The sequence below is a fragment of the Dietzia sp. PP-33 genome, from assembly GCF_033790845.1.
GTDB lineage: Bacteria > Actinomycetota > Actinomycetes > Mycobacteriales > Mycobacteriaceae > Dietzia.
In genome coordinates this window covers 541,713-564,004 of the sequence record NZ_JAMYEI010000001.1, presented here as the reverse complement: position 1 = coordinate 564,004, position 22,292 = coordinate 541,713, and the positions used below count along the sequence as shown (strand labels likewise).

Below are 22,292 nucleotides of genomic sequence, written 5' to 3'. Positions count from 1 at the left end.
AGTCTAGTCGGCCGCGCAGGCCACCGGTTCCGTAGCCGGATCGCAACGTCTCCGCCCTTCCCGTCGCCTCCCCTGCGGAGAACACTGGTGGTGTACGCGTCGCCCGCGTTGCGGGGCGGATCCGCGAGGAGGGATCACGATGGCCCAGATGACCACGTGTCTGTGGTTCGACAGGAAGGCGGAGGAGGCGGCGGAGTTCTACTGCTCGGTGTTCCCCCGGTCGCGCATCATCTCCGTGGACAGGACCCCGATCGACACGCCGGGGCCGAAGACGGGGGAGGTGGTGGTCGTGGAGTTCGAGCTCGACGGTCGGCTGTTCGTCGGACTCGACGGCGGTCCGGGGGTCGAGTACACCGACGCGGTCTCGCTGGAGATCAGGTGCGCGGACCAGGCGGAGATCGACCACTACTGGGACGGCCTGTTGGCCGGCGGTGGGCGGGAGGTCCAGTGCGGTTGGCTGATCGACCGCTACGGGGTGCGCTGGCAGGTCGCGCCGACGTTCTTGTACGACGTGTGGAGATCGGACGACCGCCAGGCGGCGGTCCGGGCGTTCACCGCCATGATGGACATGGTCAGGCTGGACCTGGCCGCCCTGGAGGCCGCAGCCCGGGGGGACTGAGCCGTCGCCCCGGGCCACGGGGTCCGCTCAGAGCCCGGGACGCTTGCCGATCGTCAGCGTGACCTCGCCGGTGTGGGCGAAGAAGTCCTCGCCCTTGTCGTCGACCACGATGAACGCGGGGAAGTCCTGGACGTCGATCTTCCACACCGCCTCCATGCCGAGTTCCTCGTACTCGATCACCTCGACGTGCTTGATGCAGTCCTGGGCCAGCCGGGCCGCGGGGCCGCCGATCGAGCCCAGGTAGAAGCCGCCGTGGGTGGCGCAGGCGTCGGTGACCTGGGTGGAGCGGTTGCCCTTGGCCAGCATGACCATGGAGCCCCCCGCCGCCTGGAACTGCTCGACGTAGGAGTCCATGCGGCCGGCGGTGGTGGGGCCGAACGAGCCCGAAGGCAGGCCCTCGGGGGTCTTGGCGGGTCCGGCGTAGTAGACGGGGTGGTCCCTGAGGTACTGCGGCATCTCCTCGCCGGCGTCCAGGCGCTCCTTGATCTTGGAGTGGGCGATGTCGCGGGCCACGACCAGCGGACCGGTCAGTGACAGGCGGGTCTTGACCGGGTGCTTGCCGAGCTCGGCGAGGATCTCGGGCATCGGCCTGTTGAGGTCGATTTTCACCGCCGCGCCCTTGCCCGTCCCGGACACGCCGTCCGTCGCGGCGTCCAGCTCGGAGTCCGTGGTGGCGGGCAGGAAGCGGCCCGGATCGAACTCGAGCTGCTCGAGGAACACGCCCTCCGGGGTGATCTTGGCCCTGGCCTGGCGGTCTGCCGAGCACGAGACGGCGATCGCGACGGGAAGCGAGGCGCCGTGGCGGGGAAGCCGCACCACGCGGACGTCGTGGCAGAAGTACTTGCCGCCGAACTGCGCGCCGATCCCGATCTGCTGGGTCAGCTCGAAGACCTTCTCCTCCAGCTCCACGTCGCGGAACCCCCGGCCCGACATGGCACCCTCGCGGGGCAGCTCGTCCAGGTAGTGCGCCGAGGCGAGCTTGGCCGTCTTGACCGCGAACTCGGCCGAGGTGCCGCCCACGACGATCGCCAGGTGGTACGGCGGGCACGCGGCGGTGCCGATCGACCGGATCTTCTCCTCGATGAATTGCATCATCCGGTCGGGATTGAGGATCGCCTTGGTCTCCTGGTACAGGAACGACTTGTTGGCCGACCCGCCGCCCTTGGCCATGAAGAGGAACTTGTAGGAGTTCTCGTGACCGGGTGTGGTGTCGGCCCCGATCTCGATCTGGGCCGGGAGGTTCGACCCGGTGTTGCGCTCCTCCCACATCGTGAGGGGGGCGTTCTGCGAGTAGCGCAGGTTGAGACGGGTGAACGCGTCGTAGACGCCGCGGGCGACCGCCTCCTCGTCGGGGCCGGGGGTCAGCACGTGCTGACCGCGCTCGCCCTTGACGATGGCGGTCCCGGTGTCCTGGCACATCGGCAGCACGCCGCCGGCGGCGATGCTGGCGTTCTTGAGCAGGTCCAGCGCCACGAACTTGTCGTTGTCACTGGCCTCGGGGTCGTCGAGGATCTTGGCGACCTGGGCCAGGTGATCGGGGCGCAGGTAGTGCGAGATGTCGTGCATCGCCGTCTCGGTGAGCAGGCGGATCGCCTCGGGATCCACGCGCAGGAAGCTCGTGCCGTCCGGGCCCTCGACCGTGGTGACCCCCTCGGTGGTCAGGAGGCGGTACTCGGTGGTGTCCGCACCGACCGGGAGGAGGTCCTCGTAGACGAACTCGGGCATTGACGCTCCTGGATATCGCGGCGGGTAAAACTTCCGTCCAGAATAATCGGCCACTCAGGCGGGCCGGAACCGGGTGTGGAGCAGGGGGACGAAACGGTAACCGCCGTGGTCGGTGACCTCGGGCTCCCCGCCGGTGCGCCGCACTCTGTGCATCTCGTCCTGCCAGGGGGCGACCAACACCCCGTTCCCGGTGAGCTGGTCGACGAGCTCCGACGGCAGGGAGTCGGCCATCGCCGAGACGAGGATGCGGTCGAAGGGACCCTGTCCCGGCAGGCCCAGTACGCCGGGTTCCGCATGGTGGACCTGGACCCAGGGCAGGGTGATGGCCAGGCGGGAGCGCTCGACGAGTTCCGGCACGAGCTCCACGGCGAACACCGCCGACTCCGGGCCACCCAGTTCCCCGAGGATCGCTGAGGTCCACCCGCTGCCGGAACCCACGTCGAGGACCCGCATCCCCGGGAACGGTTCGAGCAGGGTGATCATGGCCGCCACGGTGGACGGTTGCGAGTTGGTCTGCCCGAAGCCGATCGGGAGCGGTACGTCGAGGTGGTGCTCGTCGGCCACCTCGGGGGGCAGGAACCGGCGCCGCTCCTGCGAGCGCATCGCCCTCCGGACCTCTCGGGCGCGCATGGCGGGCCTCCCTCCACACCGGGCTGACCGTGCCGTGATCGTACCCGCGTCCGCAGTCCCTGGCCATGGCTGTGGTCCCGGCACCGGGCAGTCCGACAGTGCCGGGCGCTCAGGTCTGCCATACCTAAGTTTTGGTCGATACACATCGATGTGGCTAAGGTGAGCCTTACCTACCGATCGAGCTCTGGAGAGACAGTGAAGCGATTCCCCAAGATCGTCGCCGCGGCAGCCGCCCTGACCCTGACCGGCGGTGCGCTCACCGCGTGTGGCAGCTCAGAGGCACAGTCCGGTGGCGCCGAGAGCGAGGGCCCCTCCCGGGTCGTCCTCACGAGCCACGCCGCGGCCGACACGCTCGACGAACTGGATCTCGAGGACCGCGTCGTGGGCCTGACCAAGACCGGGGTGTTCCCGGATGCGCTCGACACCTATGCGAGCGACGAGTACGCCGACGTCGGCAGCCTCAAGGAGCCGAAGATGGACGTCATCGCCGAGCTCGGCCCCGACCTCATCCTGTTCGGTGCCCGTACGGAGGCGATGGAGCCCGAGTTCGTCAAGATCTCTGACCAGGTGATCGCGGGTGATCCCGACACCTCCGACACGATCGCCTCGAACCGCGCCAAGGTGGAGGAGATCGCCGCGCTGTTCGGCGCCCAGGACGAGGCGGCGGAGCAGCTCGACGAGATCGACGAGAAGGTGGCCGAGACGCGAGCCAAGGCCGAGAACGCCGGTACGGCGCTGGTGCTGATGACCTCGGGCGGCAAGGTCACCGCCTACGGCCCCGGGACCCGTTTCGACATCATCTTCAACGAGCTCGGGATGGAGTCGGCCGGCGACGTCGCCGCCGAGGGCCGGCACGGCGCCCCGCTGAGCTGGGAGCAGATCGCCGAGCTCGACCCCGAGCACGTCTTCGTGATCGACCGTGACGCCGCGATCGGCGCCGAGGGGGAGGCGGCCTCCGCGCTGCTGGACAACCCTCTGTTCAACCGGACCTCTGCCGCGGCCAATGACAACGTCCACATGCTCGACGGGCAGAACTGGTACCTCGTCGGCGGCGAACTCGGTGTCCTGGACGCGATGATCGCCGAGATCGACTCGGCCGTCTCCTGACGGCCGGAGATATCCGGTCGTGACCATGACCACGGTGGAGAGCCGGCCACGGCAGCGCATGCCGTGGCCGGCTCTCGGCGTGGCCGCGCTCGTGGCGGCCCTGTTCGCGAGTGTGTTCGTCGGGGCGGCCGACATCACGGCGTGGGATGTCCTCACCGGTGGCCTCACCGAGGCGCATCGCGTCTACCTGGTCGAAGCGCGCCTGCCCCGGACCGCGGCGGCGGCGCTCGCCGGGGCCTCCCTGGCGATCGCGGGTCTGTTGATGCAGTTGCTGACCCGCAACCGCTTCGTCGAGCCCTCCACGGCCGGAACGGTCGAGTCCGCCGGACTGGGCCTCGTCGTGGTGGCGATCCTCGCGCCGGGCGCGCCGATCGTCATCAAGATGATCGTCGCCATGGTGTTCGCCCTCGCCGGCACCGCGCTGTTCCTCGCGTGCATCCGGCGCGTGGCGGTCTCGGACTCCTTCATCGTGCCCCTCATCGGGATCATGCTGGGATCGGTCGTGGGCGCGGTGGCGGCGTTCCTGGCGTTGTCGCGGGACCTGCTGCAGATGCTCAACGCCTGGATGCTCGCCGACTTCTCCGCGGTCCTCGCCGGGCGGTACGAGCTGCTCTGGTTGGTCGCCGCTCTCGGCGTGCTCGCCTACATCGCGGCCGACAGGTTCACCGTGGCCGGGCTGGGGGAGGACGTTGCCACCGGGCTCGGGTTGGATCACCGCACGGTCGTCGCGATGGGGATGTCCATCGTGGCAGCGGTGGCCGCCGTCGTCGTCGTCACCGTGGGCGCACTCCCGCTTCTTGGGCTCGTGGTGCCCAACGTCATCTCCCGGCTCGTCGGTGACGACGCGCGACGTGGACTGCCGCTCGTGGCGATCCTCGGCGCGGTCACCGTCCTCGTCTGCGACATGATCGGACGGTCACTCCCGGGTCTCCTCGCCGGCGGTTCGGCGGGAGCGGGAGAGATCCCCGTCGGGACCCTGGTGGGGATCATCGGTGGGGCCGTATTCCTCGCGATGATGCTGCGGGGGGTGCGCAATGGCTGACATTTCGACGCTCGTCGAGCCGCGGGAGGGGCTCGCGCGGCCCCGGACCCGGGTCGAGTCCGACCGTCGACGCCGCCGGCTGGTGACCCTGGTGTGCGCTGCCGCCGCGGTCGCGGCGCTGGCCGCACTGGTCTTGACCGGCCTGCCGGACGCCGTCGGCTCCAAGGCGTGGACCTATTCGCTGGACCGGCTGTCCCGCCACGCCGTGGCGATCGTCCTGGTGTCAGTCGCGGTGGGGGTCTCGACGGTGCTGTTCCAGACCGTCACCGGAAACCGGATCCTCACGCCGGCGCTCATGGGCTTCGACTCGCTGTACCTGCTCATCCAGACGATGCTCGTGTTCTTCATGGTCCCGCGACCCGAGGCGATCGCCGGTGGCCTGATCAGCGGGGGGCTCTCCGGATTCCTGGGGCAGACCGCCATCATGGTGGTGGCCTCGACCGCGCTCTACCTGTGGTTGCTCGGAGGGCGCAGGACCGACATCCACCTGCTGCTGCTGGTGGGTGTGGTGTTCGGGGTGTTCTTCCGTTCGATCTCCTCGTTCTTCCAACGACTGCTCGACCCGGCTGCCTACCTCCAGGTCCAGGACGCCATGTTCGCCAGCTTCCGCGGCGTTCAACTGGACGTCCTCGTGGCGTGCGGGCTCATCGTCGCGGCCGGTCTGGTCGTGGTGGCCGTGCTCGGGCGCAGACTCGACGTGATGCTCCTGGGCAGGGATCCGGCGGTCGCCCTCGGCGTGAACCACCGCCGGGTCACGATCATCGTCCTCGTCGTGGTCTCGTTCCTCGTCTCCGCCTCCACGGCCCTCATCGGCCCGGTGATGTTCTTCGGGCTCATCGTCGCCAACGCGGCGTACGCCCTCCTCGGCACCAACCTCCACCGCTTCACACTGCCCGTCGCCTCTCTCCTGGGAGTGATCGCCCTGGCCGGTGGGGAGATGGTTCTCGGCGCCATCGGGGTGGAGTCCGCGCTGAGCATCGTCATCGAGTTCATGGGTGGCCTCCTGTTCCTGTTCCTGCTCCTGACCAATCGCGCCCGCTGACGAAAGAAGCACATGATGTCCCTTCTCCCGTTCCGTCGCCGTGACGACCGGTCACGCGCTCCCGACTGGTCGACCGGGTGTGGCATCGAGGCACAGGTCGTGTGCTCGTCGTACGGGGACACCCGGGTCCTCCACGACGTCACGGCATGCTTCGCCCAGGGCGGGGTCACGTCGCTGATCGGACCCAACGGTGCCGGGAAGTCGACGCTCCTGGGGGTCATGAGCCGGCTCCAGGAGGCCGACTCGGGCAGCGTGTGCGTCGACGGGGTCGACGTGTCCGCCAGCGGTGGACGTGAGCTGGCCCGACGGCTCGCGGTCCTCCGGCAGGAGAACGCGGTCTCCATCCGTCTGACCGTTCGTGAACTCGTGGCCTTCGGCCGGTTCCCCCACAACGGTGGCCGGCCCGCGCCCGGCGACGTCGACCACATCGACCACGCACTGGCGGCCATGGAACTGGAGAGTCTCGCTGACAGGTACCTGGATGAGCTCTCGGGCGGGCAGCGCCAGCGCGCGCACATCGCCATGGTGCTGGCGCAGGACACTGACTACGTCCTGCTCGACGAGCCGCTCAACAACCTCGATCTACGCCATGCCACGTCGATCATGCGGCTGCTGCGCCGCACCGCCTCGGAGCGGGGCAAGACCATCGTGCTGGTGATCCACGACATCAACATCGCCGCCGCCTATTCCGACCGGATCATCGCCATGAAGGACGGCTCGATCATCGCGGACGGCTCCCCGGCGCAGATCATGCGCACCGACGTCCTGCGGTCGGTCTACGACATGGAGATGCAGGTCGCCGAGGTCGCGGGTCGGTACGTCGCGCTGTACTTCGACGGCGAGGACGAAGTGGACGGTCGCGACCCGGTGCTCTCCACGGCCTGACCCGGCCCGGCGCTCGCCGGCGCTAGTGTCGGGGCATGCGCTTCGGACTCTTCCTGCCCCAGGGGTGGCGACTCGACCTGGTCGACGTCCCTCCCGCCACCCACTGGCCGGTCATCTCCGACCTCGCGGCCCGCGCCGACGCGGGCCGGTGGGAGTCGGTGTGGGTCTACGACCACATGCACACGGCACCGCTGACCACCAGCGAGGCCACCCACGAGGCCTGGAGCCTGATGTCCGCCCTCGGCGCGGTCACATCCCGCGTGCGGCTCGGCCAGATGTGCACGTGCGTGGGGTATCGGAATCCCGCGCTGCTGGCGAAGATGGCGTCGACCGTCGACCACATCTCCGGCGGACGCGTCGAGATGGGCATCGGGGCCGGGTGGTACGAGCACGAGTGGCGGGCCTACGGGTACGGGTTCCCCTCCGCCGGTGAGCGGATCGCGATGCTCGACGAGGGGGTGCGCATCATGCTCGAGGCGTGGGCTGACGGCATCGTCTCGCTCGAGGGCGAGCACTTCCGGCTCGACGGGGCCATCGTGCAGCCCCGACCACTGCAGGACGGCGGCATCCCGATGTGGATCGCCGGCGGAGGGGAGCGCAAGACCCTCCGGACAGCCGCCCGCCACGCCGACTACACCAACTTCGACGGCAGTCCCGAGGGGTTCGCGCGCAAGTCGGAGGTCCTGTTCGGTCACTGCGCCGACGTGGGCCGCGACCCCGCCGAGATCACGCGTACCGCCAACTACAACGTGGCCGTCGGCGAGACGGAGAAGGAGGTCGCGGACCGCCTGGCGTTCCTCCACGATCGGATGGCCCGCCACGTCGGGGTGGAGGAGGCGAACCGTCAACTCGGCGCATACCGGGACCTGCCCGCGGTGGGGACACCCGAGCAGATCGTGGAGAAACTCAGCGGACTCGAACGCCAGGGGATGGGGTACGGCATCTTCTACTTCCCCGAGATCGCCACCGACACCTCGGGCCTCGAGCTCTTCGAACGCCAGGTCATTCCCGCCCTGGCGTGAACCGCCTGTCAGTGAGTGAGGTGGCGGGCACCCCGCGCCGTCCCAGGAGATCGGAGAACGCGATCGTGATGAAGGCCACCGTGTACGACGAGCTACCCGCCGAGGCGGTCCTCGAGCACGTCCGTCCGGGGATGCACATCCTCTCCCCGATCCAGAACGGGGCGCCCCCGGCGCTGCTGCGCGCCCTGGACGCGGGGGCCGAGGGGTTCTCCGGCGTCACCATCCACCACATGGACCCCTGGGAGTCCCTGCCGTTCATGGAGGGCGCGTATCCGGGCAGACTCCGGCACGTGGACTACTTCCTCGGCCCCGGTTCGCGGAAGAACTTCCACGAGGGCAGGTGTGACCTCGTCCCGGTCGACTTCGCGCAGGTCCCGGCGACCCTGCGTGAGTTCAGCCCGCCCGGCCTCGCCGTCACCACGGTGTCCGAGATCGATGAGCACGGGTTCTTCTCGATGGGTACCAACGCCGACTACGTGGCGTCCTTCATCGGGCAGGTGCCGTTCTTCGTCGAGGTCAACGCCAACATGCCACGGACCTTCGGGCGCAACCACATCCACATCTCCCAGGTCGTGGGCGTGACGCGGAACGACGTCCCGATGATCACGATCGAGCCGCCGGTGCCCGGAGACGTCGAGAGCGCGATCGCCGACATCATCGCCGAGCGGGTGCCGGACGGCGCCTGCCTGCAGCTGGGCGTGGGCAAGCTCCCCAATGCGTTCCTCTCACGGCTGACCGGGCACGAGAACCTGGGGATCCACACCGAGGCGCTGTCGGACGGGGTGATGGATCTCGTGGACGCCGGGGTCATCGACGGATCGCGCAAGACCGGCCGTCCGTTCAAGCACGTCACCACCTTCGCGGTGGGGTCGCAGAAGCTCATGGACTGGCTGCACAACAACCCGTCGGTCGCCATGCTCCCGGTGGACATCGTCAACGACCCGCGCGTGATCGGTCAGGAGCACAATCTCCACTCGGTCAACGCCACGAGCGAGGTCGACCTCTACGGTCAGGCGGCATCGGAGACGATCGGGGGGCGGTACTGGTCCGGGGCCGGTGGACAGGCCGACTTCGCGAGGGGGTGCAGGTTCTCGCCCGGGGGCCACGGATTCATCGTCACCCCGTCCCAGACCTCGGGGGGCATCAGCCGCATCACGCTCTCCCTCACGCCCGGTAGTCCGGTGACCACGCACAAGAACATCATCGACAACGTGGTCACCGAGTACGGGATAGCCGCCCTCCGGGGGCGGTCCGTGTCCGCGCGAGCCGCCGCACTGATCGAGATCGCGCACCCGGACCACCGCGAGCGGTTGAGCAGGCAAGCACGTGAGGCCGGACTGTTGCCGCGGGTCATGCACTAGTTCCGGTCGCGAGACCCGAGTGCCGGGGGCGTTCGTCGGAACGTCGCCGCGCTGTCCGGTGGCAGGTGCCTGGGAGGGGGGTTACGTTTCGGGAGAAATGTGACCCCTGAGTTCGGAGGCAGCTGTGGACCCCATCATCTGGATCATCATCGGGGTGGTCGCGTTGATCGTGGTCATCGCGCTCATCGCGTTGGTCGTGAAGAGCAACAACAGGAAGAAGCTCACCGAGGCGGCCGAACTCCGCAAGGACGCCCGCCAGCGGGAGGAGCAGTTGGAGCGCCAGCACGCGGTGGCCCGCGAGCAGGAGCACCGCGCGGGCGCCGCGGAGCAGGAGGCCAAGGCCAAGGCCGCGGAGGCGGATCGGATTCGCGCGGAGGCCGACCAGCACCGTTCCGTCGTCGACGAACAGCGCGACGATCTGCGGCGCATGGAACAGCACGCCGACAAGCTCGATCCGCGGCACCGGGCGGACGATCTCGGTCGGGACACCGACAACGGCGTGGGCGCGGATGAGACCGGCCGTGGTGGTTCTCGCGGCGGTGCAGCCGCTCCCGGGAACCGGGAGACCGCCGGAGCCGGCGGCGTGGCCGGAGCCACCTCGGCTGACGCGCGCGGCCGCCACTCGCGGTCCGACGAGGCTCCTGTCTCCGATGATCACGGGGTCGTCGGCAGCGATGGGGTCGCCGGTGATCACGTGGGTGATCGCGGCACGGGGGCCGACGGTGACCGTAGCGGACTCGGCGGTCGGGGCGGCGACGAGCACGCCACCGGCTCCCGCGCCCGGGACACCGGCCCGGACTCCCACCCGGGGGAGGAGCCGGGGATCGTCGACAAGGTGCTGGGCAGGAACCGTCGCGACGAGCCGCGGCACTGACCCTCCCACCCGGACGGACGGCGCAGGGCCCGTGGGAGACGATCCCGCGGGCCCTGCGTCGTATCCGGTGGAGGGGCCGCGACGCCCGTCACCCGCCGGCCGGGGGCGCGGTGGGGACGCGGGCGCGCTCAGGGCGCCAGGAGCGCCGGGAGCGCCTGTCCGGCGGTGGCCCGGAGGTGCACCGTCACCTCACGTGCGAACGCGGACGGGCCGGGGTTGACCTCGATCACGGGGATCCCGCCGTCGGCGGCGATCCCCGGGAGTGACGCGGCGGGGTGGACCAACCCGGAGGTCCCCACGACGAGGACCGCGGACGCCGCGGAGACGGCGGACACCGCGGCGTCCCACGGCCGCGACGGGAGCATCTCCCCGAACCAGACCACTCCCGGCCTGGCACGTCCGTCGCACCGGGGGCAGCCCGGCGGCGCGAGCCGGGCCACGGGCTCGGCCGGGGGAGGAGGGACCTCGATCCCCGCCCCGCACTCGTCACACCGGTGTGCGAAGAGACTGCCGTGCACGTGGTGGACCTCGGTGGAACCGGCACGCTCGTGCAGGTCGTCCACGTTCTGGGTCACCACCACGACCTCGCGGTCCGAGGCGGCGCGGGCGACGGCCCGGTGGCCCGCGTTCGGTTCGGCGGATGCGATCAGATGCTCACGCCAGCGGTACCAGGCCCACACGCTGTCCCGGTCGCGGCGCCACGCCTCCGGGGTGGCGAGGGCGGTGGGGTCGTAGCGTTCCCAGAGCCCCGTCTGGGCTTCGCGGAAGGTGGGCACGCCGCTCTCGGCGCTCATGCCGGCACCCGTGAGAACCACGAGAGGCCCGCCGCCGGCGAGGGCGAGACGGGCCTTGCTCATGTCGGGGTGGGGTAGTCCGGGCCCCGTGCCTGCCGCGGTCACGGGACGAACGCGGTACCCACCAACGGAAGGGAGACGCAATTGGAGGTCCCGCCGCCGGCGAGGGTGGTGGTCACGCCGCCCTGCAGGAGCATCAGCACCTGCCCCGCCCCGGTGTCGGCGACACCGTTGAGCGTGGCCGGCCCGCCCTCGTTGATCCCGTTGTAGCTCAGCACGGTGGTGCCCCGGCGACCGTTATTGATGTTGACCCAGTCGACCGTCATCGGCTGGACCTGCTGAGCGGCGACCCCCTCGGTGCCGAGGGCGGTGAAGACGAAGCCGAGCTGGCCGCCCGGGATACCGGGCAGGGGGAGCCCGGCGGGTCCCGGCACGGCGGTGGCGGCCCCGACGGCGGTCTGCTCCCCGTCGATGCAGTTCTCCATGATCGTCGGGTAGGCGAACTGGGCGATCCGCGGGCCGTTCTCGGGGATCGGGGTCCCCGGCTCGCCGGTGCCGCGGAAGAACCCGACGACGCGGGCGATGGTGTCCCGGGTCTCCTCGGGGATCCACTGCTGCGCGGACAGGTTCTCGATGGACTGCAGGACGGGCTCGGTCGGTCGCCCCAGTTCGTCGAGCGACTGGGCCCCTGCGGACGTGGGCACGGCGAGGGAGACCGCCATGGCGGCGACGGCACCGAGGCCTAGGGTCCTGACAGAGTTCCTGAGCGAGTGGCGGGTCACTGGCGAGTCCATTCTTGGGATGAGGCGGGCGGACCGGTCGGCGGACCGACCAATCGACCGCTCGATGTTCTCACAACGTCCACAGGGGTGGATACCGGAGGCCTTCGCTACGGTCGTCTGTGGGGCCAGTGTGACAGATGGTACTTGTGATGTAAATAACACTCGTCGCCGTGGGTGGGGGGCCGGGTGCCGTCGATACCGGCCTGGCGGCCCCTACGGGTAATGTGGACCCGCACGCGCGCTCGACCGGACGCGCATGTGGATCAAGCGGGGCACCCGCAGATTCCCACCACGCGCCCGGCGACCGGAGAGTCGCCGGCGGCGCCGAAAGCCCCCGAGGGAGAACCCACCGTATGGCCCTGACCGAGTTCCGCAACGTCGCCATCGTCGCGCACGTCGACCATGGTAAGACGACACTCGTCGACGCGATGCTGCGCCAGTCCGGAGCGTTCGACGAACGCGCGGAGCTCGTGGACCGGGTCATGGACTCGGGAGACCTCGAGCGCGAGAAGGGCATCACGATCCTCGCGAAGAACACCGCCGTGCGTCGGCCCGGAGCGGGTGCGGGCGGTGCGGACCTCGTCCTCAACATCATCGACACCCCGGGTCACGCCGACTTCGGTGGCGAGGTCGAGCGCGGGTTGTCCATGGTCGACGGCGTGGTCCTGCTCATCGACTCCTCCGAGGGGCCGCTGCCCCAGACGCGCTTCGTCCTGCGCAAGGCGCTCGCCGCCTCCCTGCCGGTGATCATCGTCGTGAACAAGACCGATCGCCCGGACTCCCGGATCGACGAGGTAGTCGAGGAGGCCCAGGACCTGCTCCTCGACCTCGCCTCGGACCTCGAGGACCCCAAGGCCCAGGCTGCGGCCGAGCACGCGCTCGAACTGCCCGTCGTCTTCGCCTCCGGGCGGGCGGGCAAGGCGTCCACCACCCAGCCGGCCAACGGCCAGGAGCCGGACGCCGAGAACCTGGACGATTTCTTCACGCTCCTCTACGACGTGATCCCCGCCCCCCGGGGTGACGCCGACGCGCCGCTCCAGGCTCACGTGACGAACCTCGACGCCTCCAACTTCCTCGGGCGCATCGGACTCGTCCGCATCCACAACGGCCGACTCCGCAAGGGGCAGCAGGTGGCGTGGATCCACAACCTGCCGGGCGGGGAGCAGGAGACCAAGTCCGTCCGGATCTCCGAGCTGCTCAAGACCGTCGGCGTCGAGCGGGTCCCCACGGACGAGGCGGTGGCCGGCGACATCGCGGCCGTCGCCGGCATCGGCGACATCATGATCGGTGACACCCTGGCGGATCCGGAGAACCCGGTCGCGCTGCCCGCCATCACGGTGGACGAGCCGGCCATCTCCATGACGATCGGAGTCAACACCTCGCCGCTGGCCGGTCGCAACGGTGGGACCAAGCTCACCGCCCGCATGGTCAAGGCGCGCCTCGACCAGGAGCTCGTCGGCAACGTCTCGATGAAGGTGCTCGACACCGAACGCCCCGACGACTGGGAGGTCCAGGGCCGCGGTGAGATGGCGCTGTCCATCCTCGTGGAGACCATGCGCCGCGAGGGCTTCGAGCTCACCGTGGGCAAGCCGCAGGTCGTCACCCGGATGGTCGACGGCAAGGTCCACGAGCCGATGGAGCACATGACCATCGACGTGCCCGAGGAGCACCTCGGCGCAGTCACCCAGCTCATGGCGGCCCGCAAGGGACGCATGGAGCAGATGAGCAACCACGGCTCCGGCTGGGTCCGGATGGAGTTCCTCGTGCCGGCCCGCGGCCTCATCGGTTTCCGGACGACCTTCATGACCGACACGCGGGGAGCCGGGATCGCCAACTCCTATTCCGCCGGCTACCAGCCGTGGGTCGGGGAGATCCGCTCGCGGCACACCGGTTCGCTCGTGGCCGACCGCGCCGGCAAGGCCACCGCGTTCGCGCTGTTGGGACTCGCGGACCGCGGCGACTTCTTCATCGAGCCCGGCTCCGAGGTGTACGAGGGCGTCGTGGTGGGTGAGAACCCCCGCTCCGAGGACATGGACGTCAACATCACCAAGGAGAAGAAGCTCACCAACATGCGGGCGGCGTCCTCCGACGCGACCGAGACCCTGGCCAAGCACCGCAACCTCACCCTCGAGGAGGCCATGGAGTTCTGTTCCGTCGACGAGTGCGTCGAGGTCGGCCCGGACGCGATCCGTGTGCGCAAGGTGCTGCTCACCGCCAACGAGCGGGCCAAGTCCCGGAGCAAGTCCAAGTCGCGCGAGCAGCAGTCGGTCAACTGACGGGTTCCAGGTGAGCACGAGGAGGCTGCCGGCGCGTCGGCGGGGAGCCGGCGCACCGGCCGCGGTGCTGGCCCTCGTCGTCGTCGCCGGGTGTGTCGCCGGGTGTGTCGCCGATCCTCCACCCCCCACCGTGGTGGGGGAGGAGCCCTCCGACGGTGAGGCCGTCAGCCTCTCCGACAACGGTGTCCTCCTGGCCCTGGACCGGGTCGACGCGGGGTTCAACCCGCACCTGCTGGCCGACCAGGGGGTGGATACCGACCTGGTCGCCTCCCTGCTCCTGCCCAGCGCGTTCGTCCCCGGTCCGAACGGCGACCTGGTGCTCAATCGCGACCTCCTGGTGTCGGCGGGGCCCCTGGAGGGGGAACCGCGGACCATCCGCTACACCATCGATCCCCAGGCCCAGTGGACCGACGGGGTCCCGGTCGCGGCCGAGGACTTCGAGTACCTGTGGCAGCAGATGATCAGCCAACCGGGAGTGGTCGACCCGGCGGCGTACGAACGGATCGTGGAGATCCGTGCCGGCGCGGGAGGCAAGGTCGTGGACGTGGTGTTCGACTCCCCGCCGCAGCACTGGCGGACGTTGTTCGACGACCTGTTGCCCGGGCACATACTCAAGGACGCCCCGAACGGGTTCCAGGGCGCGATGGCCGGGCTCCCGGTGATGAGCGCGGGACCGTTCATGATCCGCTTCGCCGACATCGGTCGGGGCGAGATCGAGTTCGTCCGTAATGACCGGTACTGGGCGCAGATCCCGGAACTCGATCAGATCGTCGTGCGGCGCGCGACCGGGGCCGGGCAACTCGGTGCGGCGCTACGAGGGGGACCGGGATCGCTCGCGGTCGTCCCGGAGACACCGGTGGCCGCCGACGTGGCCGCCACCGTTTCCGGGGTCCGGGCCGTGTCCGTCCACGCCTCCGCGCAACTCGAGCTGGGATTCAACACCGTGGCACCGGCCGTGGACGACCCGGCGGTCCGGCGAGCCGTCAGGACCGCGGTGGATCCGGAGGTGGTCGGCCGGATCGTCACCGGGCAGTCGGACCCCTCCGTCACGTCGTACCCGTTCCCCGCGGAGGCGACCGCCACCACGACCGGTGACGCGGCCGCCGTCGTCCGTGCGCTGACCGACGCGGGGTTCACCCGGGCCGGCGCCCGATGGGAACGCGACGGCACCCCGCTGAGCGTGACGATCGGGGTCGAGTCGGAGGACGAGCGCGCGCTCACCGCGGCGTTCACCGTCGCCGACCAGCTCCGCGGGGCCGGCATCGGCGCCCGGGTCTGGGAACTCGACGCGGCCGACCTGTACGGCGACGCCCTGCCGCACGGGCTGGTCGACGCCGTGGTGGGATGGCAGCGGGTCGACGGGAACGCTGACGTCGCGGCCGTGTCCCGGTTCGCCTGTGCCCCGGCCGGGGCCCCGCGAGCGACCCGGTCCCCGGTCCCGGGCACGAACGATCCCGCCGGCCGGGCCCGGCCCCCCACCACCGTCACCAGCCTCGTCCCACCGGAACCCGACACGGGCAGTATGGCGACGCCGACCACGGACCCCACCACCCCCACCACCGCCGCGCCGACCCGCACGATCGGGACCACCGCCCCGGCCAGGACCAGTGGGGTCTCCGGGGTGTGCGACCCCGCGCTCGACCGCGCCCTCGGTCTGCGCGGCGTCGAGGGAGGTCCCGACCTGGCAGCGGCGGGGGAGATGGTCGCCGAGCAGGCGCTCAGGATCCCCCTCGTCCGGCCGGGCCTGCTCTTCGCCGACGACGGAGTGGACGTCACGGCGGCGCAACCCGGCCAGGTCGACACGACGCCACCGATGATCACCGACGTGTTCGACACCGCACCCACCTGGAGGAGGTCCGGATGACACCGTCCACGCCGCCGTCGCCGTACACCGACACCCGGGCCCTGTTCGTGCACGCCCATCCCGACGACGAGGCGATCACCACCGGTGGTTCCATCGCCGCCCTCGTCACGCTGGGCGTCGATGTGCGCGTGGTGACGTGCACCCTCGGCGAGGAGGGCGAGGTCCTCGGAGGGGAGCTCGCAGGTCTGGTATCCGACCGCGCCGACCAGCTCGGCGGGTACCGGATCGGCGAACTGGCAGTCTCGCTGCGCGCACTCGGGGTGAACCGGCCCCGCTTCCTCGGCGGTGCCGGCCGGTGGCGGGACTCGGGGATGGCCGGCACCTCGTCCGCGCGCCACCCTCGCGCGTTCGTCGGGTCGGGGCGCGCCGCCGTCACGGAGATGGTCGCGCTACTCGACGAGTGGAGGCCTCAGCTGGTCGTGACCTACGACCCACGCGGAGGCTACGGGCACCCGGACCACATCCGGGCCCACGAGGTCGTCGGCGCCGCGCTCGACGAGGCCGCACACCGACCGACGCGGGTGGCGTGGACGGTCACCGCCCGGTCGGACGTGTCGCGACAGCACCCCGCCCCGCCCGCGCATCTGCGGCACGCCGCGGAGGACGAACTCCCCTCGGTTCCGGACTCCCGACTCACCCACCGGGTCCCGCTCGACGACGCCACGTACGCGGCCAAGCTGGAGGCCCTGACCGGCCACGCCACCCAGCTCGAGCTGCTGCCCGCGGGAGATGGCGAACCGTGGTTCCTCGCGCTGACCAACGGCGTGCTCCAGCCGGTGTCCCAGGTGGAGTGGTACGTCGCCCACGACCTGGTGGATCCGGACGGGCCGTACGTCAAGTGCCCGCCCGGCAGGGCCCACCTGCTCGACGGCCTCGGGCAGGAGCAGCCGTGACCGGCCCGGGCTCGACGGTCCGCTCCGCCTCCGTCGTCGAACTGGGCGTGGCCCTGGTGTTGCTCGCGGTGGGGGCCGTCGCCAGCTGTGTGCTCGCCGTCGCCTGGTTGACCGCCTACGTCGGCTCGGTCCCGTTCCCGGTCACCATCCTGGTGGCGGGCGCGTGGACCGTGTTCCTGGTGAGGGTCGCGTCCGCGTGGTCGGACCGCGCGATCGTGTCCGCGTTCCCGGCCCTGATCTGGGTCCTGACACTGGTCGCGCTCAACCTCGGCCCCGGTGGCGACATGCCGGTGCCGCTCGGGTTGCGGGGGCTCGCGCTGTTGGTGGTGGGCGGCCTCATCCCGCTGTGGGTGGCGACCGCGGGTCGATCACTGTCGCCGGACGCCCATCGAGGGTGAGACTCGCTCGTCGGCGACCCCGTCGTGGTTCCACACGTCGGTGATCCCCGGGGTCAGCGCCTCCGCCAGCGCCCACGCCTCGTCGGCGTCCATGTCCATGACCGAGTAGACACCGTTACCGGCCGGCGTGGCCGCGGAGACGGTGGCGACCCGGGCTGAGCGCTGGAAGACCGACTGGGTCACGGTCCACCCGATGATCCCGTCCGCCTCGATCACCGTCCGCTTGGCGGCCCACGAACCGTGCGAGCTCACCAGGGTGTCGGGGAGCAGGACGTGCCCGAGCATCCGGATGCGGTCGATCGACAGGGCGAGGAAGAACACCAGGGCCGCCGGGATCGCCCACCGCACCCAGATGTCGGCGGAGGGACCCGAGTCGATACGGACCAGGATGATGAGGCCGGCCACGACCCAGAACGGCATGAGACCGCGGGTGATCCGCCGCCTGGCGGCCTTCCAGGGGTGCCGACGGAGGGGGACCGTGACCGGGGTCTCGTCCCCGAGGATGCGGATCGCCACCCTCCGGACGTCCTTGATCGGCGCCTGGGGCAACAGGGTCGACGCGGTGGCACCCTTCTTGGTACCGGTCATGATGGGCTCGAGCCGGCCGCCGCCCAGTATCCGCAGGTACACGGGCAGCCGGATCTCGACCCCGCGGAGTCTGGCCTTGTCCAGGGCCTGGTGCTTGCGACGCAGGATGCCGTTCTGGACGTAGAGCAGTTCCCCGCGCTCGGTGAGCGCGTACTTGCCGTAACGGATCGCGTAGGTGATGACCGCCAGGACCCCGGCCACCATCCAGATGGCGACGCCCTTGCCCACCACGGCCCACGGCTGTCCCAGGGAGTCCAGCCAGGAGACCGTCCCCTGGACGACCGCCAGGTCCATGACCCGGTCGTGCATGTCGCCCATCTGCCAGGTGATGAGCCAGAGAGAGAGGAGCACGCCGAACCCGATGAAGGAGAACGGGGCGAACCGCGCCCAGGTGATCCGCCACCGGGCGATGTCCTCGCCGTATTTGGAGCCCCACTGGGCCTCGTCCTCCTCGCTCAGGGTCGGGTCCAGGGCACGACGATGGGCCAGCAGTTCGTCGCGCAGCGGCTCGACCAGAGCGGTGTCGATCGCGTTCAGGCGGAAGCGCTCGGCGTCCGACTTGCCGGAGTCCGCGCGACCGGTGCCCACCTCGACGATCGACACGCGCATGACCCGGTGGAAGAGGTCGGACTCGGTGTCGACGCTCCGGATCCGGTTGCGGGCGACCGTGACCACGTGGCGGCTGAAGAAGCCCTTCTTGAGGATGATGTGGGTGCGGCCGATCTGGTAGCTGGTCGACAACCACCGCAGCACTCCCGCGAGCACCACCAGTGAGATGACGATGAACTCGAACCAGTAGTTGCTGCGGTTCGATCCCAGCCACAGAGAGATGAGGAAGAGCGGCAGGAGGCGGGTCAGGGAACCGAGGGGGTCCACCAGCAGCATCCGCCACGACAGTCGCTCCCAGGGCGCCCCCGGGTCGATCTTCCCGGCGACGTCGGCCTCGTCGGCCCGCCCGGCCCCGGTGTCGTCCGTGGCCTCGGTGGACTCCGGAGTCTCGGCGACGTCGCCGCTGCCGTCGACCCGAACCGCGTCGGTCACGTCCCGTCCTCCGAATCGAGGTCGGCGATCGCGATGAGGTGCTGGGCCAGGGCCTCCGCGTCGGCCAACTCCAACCCCCTGATCTCGACGGTCCCCTGCGCCGAGGCGGTGGAGGCGTGCACGGTGGCCAGGCCGAACCACCTCTCGAACAGGTTGCGGGTGGTGTAGACGGTCTGGAGACGGACCAGGGGAGCGATGCGGAACTGGGTGGTCCACCAGCCCTTGCGCGAACACACCGCCGTGTCCGAGACGTCCCAGCGGGCCACGATGTAGCGCCACCACGGCGCCACCACGATGGACATGAACGCGAACGGGACGGTCGCGGCCAGCGCGACCCAGTTCCAGAACCCCATCACGTTGTCGTCCCAGAAGTACCAGGCGACCTGCAGCCCGGCGAGGATCGCCCACGACCAGATCCCCTCGATCACCCACAACAGTGGGGTGCGCCTGGCGATCCGGTGCCGGGGGGCCGTGACCAGTACGCGGTTGTCGGTCAGCAGCCCCTGCCCCGGGTCGGAGTCGTCACGGCCCGTGGTCGACGGGCCGGGCTCGCGCAGGGCATGGGCGCCACCGGCACCACGGGGAGGTGCGGAGACCAGAGGATCCCCGTTGCTGCGCAGGGGACGGGCGGGATCGGGCATGCCGCCCAGACTAGTGCGCGGTCCCGTTCCGTACGCCCGTGACCTCCCACGCAGCACCGGCCCTCCACCTCTCGGCCCCGGTGGGGCATCATCACGGGCATGGATCTCGCCTTGACGCCCGTCGATCCCGAGCCCACGCCCTCGGCCATGCGGCGCGCGCTGCGCCGGGCCGCCGACGGGCTCACCCTCGACGTCACCGAGGCGGCGGTGCTGCTGGCCGCGCGCGGGGACGATCTCGCCCGACTCACCGGGCTGGCGGCCGCGCGTCGCGACGCCCGCCTCGTCGACGAGGGGCGCCCCGGGGTGGTGACGTACTCCCGCAAGGTCTTCGTCCCCCTGACCCGCCTGTGCCGGGACAAGTGCCACTACTGCACGTTCGTCACCGTTCCCGGGAAGCTGCGGGCGGCGGGCGAGGGCATGTTCCTCGACCCCGACGAGGTCATCGACCTGTGCCGCCGCGGCGCGGAGGCCGGGTGCAAGGAGGCGCTGTTCACGCTCGGCGACCGGCCGGAGGACCGCTGGCCCGAGGCGCGCGAGTGGCTCGAGTCCCGCGGCTTCTCCTCGACGCTGGACTACGTGCGCGCCATGGCGATCCGGGTCCTGGAGGAGACCGGGCTGCTGCCGCACCTCAACCCCGGGGTGATGAGCTGGTCGGAGCTGTCCACGCTCAAGCCGGTCGCACCGTCGATGGGGATGATGCTCGAGACCACCGCCACGAGGCTGTTCACGACTCCCGGTGAGTGCCACCACGGCAGCCCGGACAAGGACCCGGCCGTGCGGCTGCGCACCCTCACCGACGCTGGTCGGCTCGCGGTGCCGTTCACCTCGGGGATCCTGGTGGGCATCGGGGAGAACAGGACCGAGCGGGCGGAGAGCCTGCTCGCGCTGGCGGGTCTCGCGCGCGAGTTCGGTCACCTCCAGGAGGTGATCGTGCAGAACTTCCGGGCCAAGCCGGACACCGCGATGCGCGGGGTGGCCGATGCCGACAGGGACGAGTTCCTGGCGGCGATCGCCGTGGCGCGGCTGGTGCTCGATCCGCGGGTCGCGGTCCAGGCTCCCCCCAACCTGGTCGACAGGGAGGACGTCCTGGCCCTCATCGGCGCGGGGGTGGACGATCTGGGCGGGATCTCCCCGCTCACCCCGGACCACGTCAACCCCGAGCGCCCGTGGCCGCACCTGGAGGGCCTGACCGCCGACCTGGCGGCGTCGGGATGGGCACTGACCGAGCGACTGACCGCGCATCCGCGCTACGTCGGCGCCGGGGACGCCTGGATCGATCCGAGGGTGGCGGGCCACGTCCACGCGCTCGCCGATCCGGCGAGCGGGTTGGCGGCGGTCGGTGGCGACGGTGGGGCCGACGACGACGAGGTGGTCCGACCCAGCGGACGACCCTGGCAGGAACCCGACGACGACTGGGACTCGAGCGGACGGACCGATCTGCACACCGCGATCGACTCCGAGGGCCGCAACACCGACACCCGCTCGGACATCGGCGAGGCGTTCGGCAACTGGGACGTCATCCGCGCCCGCGCCGCCGAGCTCGGTGCGGCCGCACTGGCACCCGAGCGGGCGGACTCCGAGGTGCTCGCCGCGTTGCGGGCGGCGGAGTCGGACCCGGCCGCGCTCACCGACGAGCAGTACCTCACCCTGGCCACGGCCACCGGTGACGGGCTGGCGGCGGTGGCCGGTCTCGCCGACCGGATCCGGGCGGACGTGGTGGGCGAGACGGTGACCTACGTGGTCAACCGCAACATCAACTTCTCCAACATCTGTTACACAGGGTGCCGCTTCTGCGCGTTCGCCCAGCGCAAGGGCGATGCCGACGCGTTCTCGCTTTCGGCCGCCGAGGTGGCCGACCGCGCGTACGAGGCGTACGTCGCGGGCGCCTCCGAGGTGTGCATGCAGGGCGGGATCGACCCGGACCTGCCGGTCACCGGGTACGCCGACCTCGTCCGGGCGGTCAAGGAGCGCGTGCCGTCCATGCACGTCCACGCATTCAGTCCGATGGAGATCTCCAACGGCGCGGCCCGCTCGGGGGTCGGGGTGCGCCAGTGGCTCACCGAGCTGCGCGCGGCCGGGCTGGACACCATCCCGGGTACGGCGGCCGAGATCCTCGACGACGACGTGCGCTGGGTCCTGACCAAGGGCAAGCTGCCCGCCTCCGAATGGATCGACATCGTCACCACCGCCCACGAGGTGGGGCTGCGGTCGAGTTCGACCATGATGTATGGCCACGTGGACACCCCGCGACACTGGGTGGCGCATCTGCGCACCCTCCGGGGAATCCAGGACCGCACCGGCGGGTTCACCGAGTTCGTCCCTCTGCCCTTCGTGCACCGCAGCGCCCCGCTCTACCTGGCCGGGGCCTCCCGCCCCGGGCCGACGCGCGAGGAGAACGTCGCGGTCCACGCGTTGGCCCGGATCATGCTGCACGGCGCGATCGACAACGTGCAGACCAGCTGGGTCAAGCTCGGGGTGGCGGGCACGCGCACCATGCTCCGCTCGGGTGCGAACGACCTCGGTGGAACGCTCATGGAGGAGACGATCTCGCGGATGGCCGGCGCGGAGAACGGCTCGGCCAAGTCCCCGGAGGAGATCGCCGAGATCGCCACGGGCATCGGCCGCCCCGCGCGGCGCCGGGACACCGTCTACGGCCCCGCCCCCGAGCCGATCCCGGTGACCGTCGTCACATAGCGCGGCGGGGTTCG

The 22,292-nt window shown here is 70.6% G+C and carries 19 protein-coding genes; 13 read left to right on the top strand and 6 right to left on the bottom strand.

Going from position 1 to position 22,292, the window contains the following annotated elements:
* Positions 1-139: 139 nt before the first annotated feature.
* Positions 140-619: a VOC family protein gene (locus NJE57_RS02695; RefSeq protein WP_319026813.1), complete on the top strand. Its 480-nt coding sequence runs from the start codon at positions 140-142 to the stop codon at positions 617-619.
* A gap of 27 nt (positions 620-646) precedes the next feature.
* Here the strand turns inward: NJE57_RS02695 and NJE57_RS02690 are convergent, their stop codons facing one another.
* A complete protein-coding gene (locus NJE57_RS02690) occupies positions 647-2,344 on the bottom strand; it encodes a fumarate hydratase (RefSeq protein WP_319026812.1) in 1,698 nt (565 codons plus the stop codon).
* A gap of 54 nt (positions 2,345-2,398) precedes the next feature.
* Positions 2,399-2,974 carry a protein-L-isoaspartate carboxylmethyltransferase gene (locus NJE57_RS02685; protein ID WP_319026811.1) on the bottom strand — a complete coding sequence of 192 codons (576 nt, stop codon included), beginning with the start codon at positions 2,972-2,974 and terminating at the stop codon, positions 2,399-2,401.
* Between the two features lie 195 nt (positions 2,975-3,169).
* Between NJE57_RS02685 and NJE57_RS02680 the strand changes: the two genes are divergently transcribed.
* The 7 genes from NJE57_RS02680 to NJE57_RS02650 all read left to right on the top strand — a co-directional run bounded on the left by NJE57_RS02680 (position 3,170) and on the right by NJE57_RS02650 (position 10,307).
* A complete protein-coding gene (locus NJE57_RS02680) occupies positions 3,170-4,081 on the top strand; it encodes a siderophore ABC transporter substrate-binding protein (protein ID WP_319026810.1) in 912 nt (303 codons plus the stop codon).
* A gap of 25 nt (positions 4,082-4,106) precedes the next feature.
* Positions 4,107-5,123, top strand: coding sequence for an ABC transporter permease (locus NJE57_RS02675; protein WP_319027081.1), 1,017 nt, complete (start codon positions 4,107-4,109; stop codon positions 5,121-5,123).
* Positions 5,116-6,165 (top strand): iron chelate uptake ABC transporter family permease subunit, encoded by a 1,050-nt coding sequence (locus NJE57_RS02670; RefSeq protein ID WP_319026809.1) that lies wholly within the window; start codon positions 5,116-5,118, stop codon positions 6,163-6,165. Before NJE57_RS02675 ends, NJE57_RS02670 begins: the two co-directional genes overlap by 8 nt.
* 15 nt (positions 6,166-6,180) lie before the next feature.
* Positions 6,181-7,050 carry an ABC transporter ATP-binding protein gene (locus NJE57_RS02665; protein WP_413464353.1) on the top strand — a complete coding sequence of 290 codons (870 nt, stop codon included), beginning with the start codon at positions 6,181-6,183 and terminating at the stop codon, positions 7,048-7,050.
* 35 nt (positions 7,051-7,085) lie between these two features.
* Positions 7,086-8,072: an LLM class F420-dependent oxidoreductase gene (locus NJE57_RS02660; protein WP_319026807.1), complete on the top strand. Its 987-nt coding sequence runs from the start codon at positions 7,086-7,088 to the stop codon at positions 8,070-8,072.
* Positions 8,073-8,140: 68 nt separating this feature from the next.
* Positions 8,141-9,433, top strand: a complete 1,293-nt coding sequence (locus NJE57_RS02655) for an acetyl-CoA hydrolase/transferase family protein (RefSeq protein WP_319027079.1) — start codon at positions 8,141-8,143, stop codon at positions 9,431-9,433.
* 124 nt (positions 9,434-9,557) lie between these two features.
* Positions 9,558-10,307 (top strand): hypothetical protein, encoded by a 750-nt coding sequence (locus NJE57_RS02650; RefSeq protein WP_319026806.1) that lies wholly within the window; start codon positions 9,558-9,560, stop codon positions 10,305-10,307.
* Positions 10,308-10,435: 128 nt separating this feature from the next.
* On the opposite strand, the gene NJE57_RS02645 is transcribed toward NJE57_RS02650, so the two are convergent.
* On the bottom strand, positions 10,436-11,164 hold the full coding sequence (locus tag NJE57_RS02645; RefSeq protein WP_319026805.1) for an NAD-dependent protein deacylase: 729 nt from the start codon (positions 11,162-11,164) through the stop codon (positions 10,436-10,438).
* A gap of 38 nt (positions 11,165-11,202) precedes the next feature.
* Positions 11,203-11,883 (bottom strand): hypothetical protein, encoded by a 681-nt coding sequence (locus tag NJE57_RS02640; protein ID WP_413464341.1) that lies wholly within the window; start codon positions 11,881-11,883, stop codon positions 11,203-11,205.
* Between the two features lie 353 nt (positions 11,884-12,236).
* Here NJE57_RS02640 and typA point away from each other — a divergent pair, with 353 nt between their 5' ends.
* The 4 genes from typA to NJE57_RS02620 are packed head-to-tail and all read left to right on the top strand — an operon-like array spanning position 12,237 to position 17,314.
* Positions 12,237-14,159, top strand: a complete 1,923-nt coding sequence (gene typA / locus NJE57_RS02635) for a translational GTPase TypA (protein ID WP_319026803.1) — start codon at positions 12,237-12,239, stop codon at positions 14,157-14,159.
* Between the two features lie 10 nt (positions 14,160-14,169).
* Positions 14,170-16,023 (top strand): ABC transporter family substrate-binding protein, encoded by a 1,854-nt coding sequence (locus NJE57_RS02630; RefSeq protein WP_319026802.1) that lies wholly within the window; start codon positions 14,170-14,172, stop codon positions 16,021-16,023.
* On the top strand, positions 16,020-16,916 hold the full coding sequence (mshB, locus tag NJE57_RS02625; RefSeq protein WP_319026801.1) for an N-acetyl-1-D-myo-inositol-2-amino-2-deoxy-alpha-D-glucopyranoside deacetylase: 897 nt from the start codon (positions 16,020-16,022) through the stop codon (positions 16,914-16,916). The genes NJE57_RS02630 and mshB overlap by 4 nt, the downstream gene beginning before the upstream one ends.
* Positions 16,913-17,314: a hypothetical protein gene (locus NJE57_RS02620; protein ID WP_319026800.1), complete on the top strand. Its 402-nt coding sequence runs from the start codon at positions 16,913-16,915 to the stop codon at positions 17,312-17,314. Before mshB ends, NJE57_RS02620 begins: the two co-directional genes overlap by 4 nt.
* On the opposite strand, the gene NJE57_RS02615 is transcribed toward NJE57_RS02620, so the two are convergent.
* Together NJE57_RS02615 and NJE57_RS02610 are read right to left on the bottom strand one after the other, a co-directional pair.
* Entirely contained in the window at positions 17,285-18,943 is a 1,659-nt protein-coding gene (locus tag NJE57_RS02615) for a PH domain-containing protein (RefSeq protein ID WP_319026799.1), read from the bottom strand. The genes NJE57_RS02620 and NJE57_RS02615 overlap by 30 nt on opposite strands.
* Positions 18,940-19,584 carry a PH domain-containing protein gene (locus NJE57_RS02610; RefSeq protein ID WP_319026798.1) on the bottom strand — a complete coding sequence of 215 codons (645 nt, stop codon included), beginning with the start codon at positions 19,582-19,584 and terminating at the stop codon, positions 18,940-18,942. Before NJE57_RS02610 ends, NJE57_RS02615 begins: the two co-directional genes overlap by 4 nt.
* A gap of 99 nt (positions 19,585-19,683) precedes the next feature.
* Here NJE57_RS02610 and NJE57_RS02605 point away from each other — a divergent pair, with 99 nt between their 5' ends.
* A complete protein-coding gene (locus tag NJE57_RS02605; RefSeq protein ID WP_319026797.1) occupies positions 19,684-22,278 on the top strand; it encodes a bifunctional FO biosynthesis protein CofGH in 2,595 nt (864 codons plus the stop codon).
* The last annotated feature ends 14 nt before the right edge of the window (positions 22,279-22,292 follow it).

Bases quoted from the DNA above. Each gene is read 5' to 3' on its own strand.
- NJE57_RS02660 (WP_319026807.1), top strand. From the start codon at position 7,086: ATGCGCTTCGGACTCTTCCTGCCCCAGGGGTGGCGACTCGACCTGGTC.
- NJE57_RS02645 (WP_319026805.1), bottom strand. From the start codon at position 11,164: ATGAGCAAGGCCCGTCTCGCCCTCGCCGGCGGCGGGCCTCTCGTGGTT.
- NJE57_RS02685 (WP_319026811.1), bottom strand. From the start codon at position 2,974: ATGCGCGCCCGAGAGGTCCGGAGGGCGATGCGCTCGCAGGAGCGGCGC.
- NJE57_RS02690 (WP_319026812.1), bottom strand. From the start codon at position 2,344: ATGCCCGAGTTCGTCTACGAGGACCTCCTCCCGGTCGGTGCGGACACC.
- NJE57_RS02670 (WP_319026809.1), top strand. From the start codon at position 5,116: ATGGCTGACATTTCGACGCTCGTCGAGCCGCGGGAGGGGCTCGCGCGG.
- NJE57_RS02605 (WP_319026797.1), top strand. From the start codon at position 19,684: ATGGATCTCGCCTTGACGCCCGTCGATCCCGAGCCCACGCCCTCGGCC.
- NJE57_RS02665 (WP_413464353.1), top strand. From the start codon at position 6,181: ATGTCCCTTCTCCCGTTCCGTCGCCGTGACGACCGGTCACGCGCTCCC.
- mshB (WP_319026801.1), top strand. From the start codon at position 16,020: ATGACACCGTCCACGCCGCCGTCGCCGTACACCGACACCCGGGCCCTG.
- typA (WP_319026803.1), top strand. From the start codon at position 12,237: ATGGCCCTGACCGAGTTCCGCAACGTCGCCATCGTCGCGCACGTCGAC.
- NJE57_RS02655 (WP_319027079.1), top strand. From the start codon at position 8,141: ATGAAGGCCACCGTGTACGACGAGCTACCCGCCGAGGCGGTCCTCGAG.
- NJE57_RS02675 (WP_319027081.1), top strand. From the start codon at position 4,107: ATGACCACGGTGGAGAGCCGGCCACGGCAGCGCATGCCGTGGCCGGCT.
- NJE57_RS02695 (WP_319026813.1), top strand. From the start codon at position 140: ATGGCCCAGATGACCACGTGTCTGTGGTTCGACAGGAAGGCGGAGGAG.
- NJE57_RS02610 (WP_319026798.1), bottom strand. From the start codon at position 19,584: ATGCCCGATCCCGCCCGTCCCCTGCGCAGCAACGGGGATCCTCTGGTC.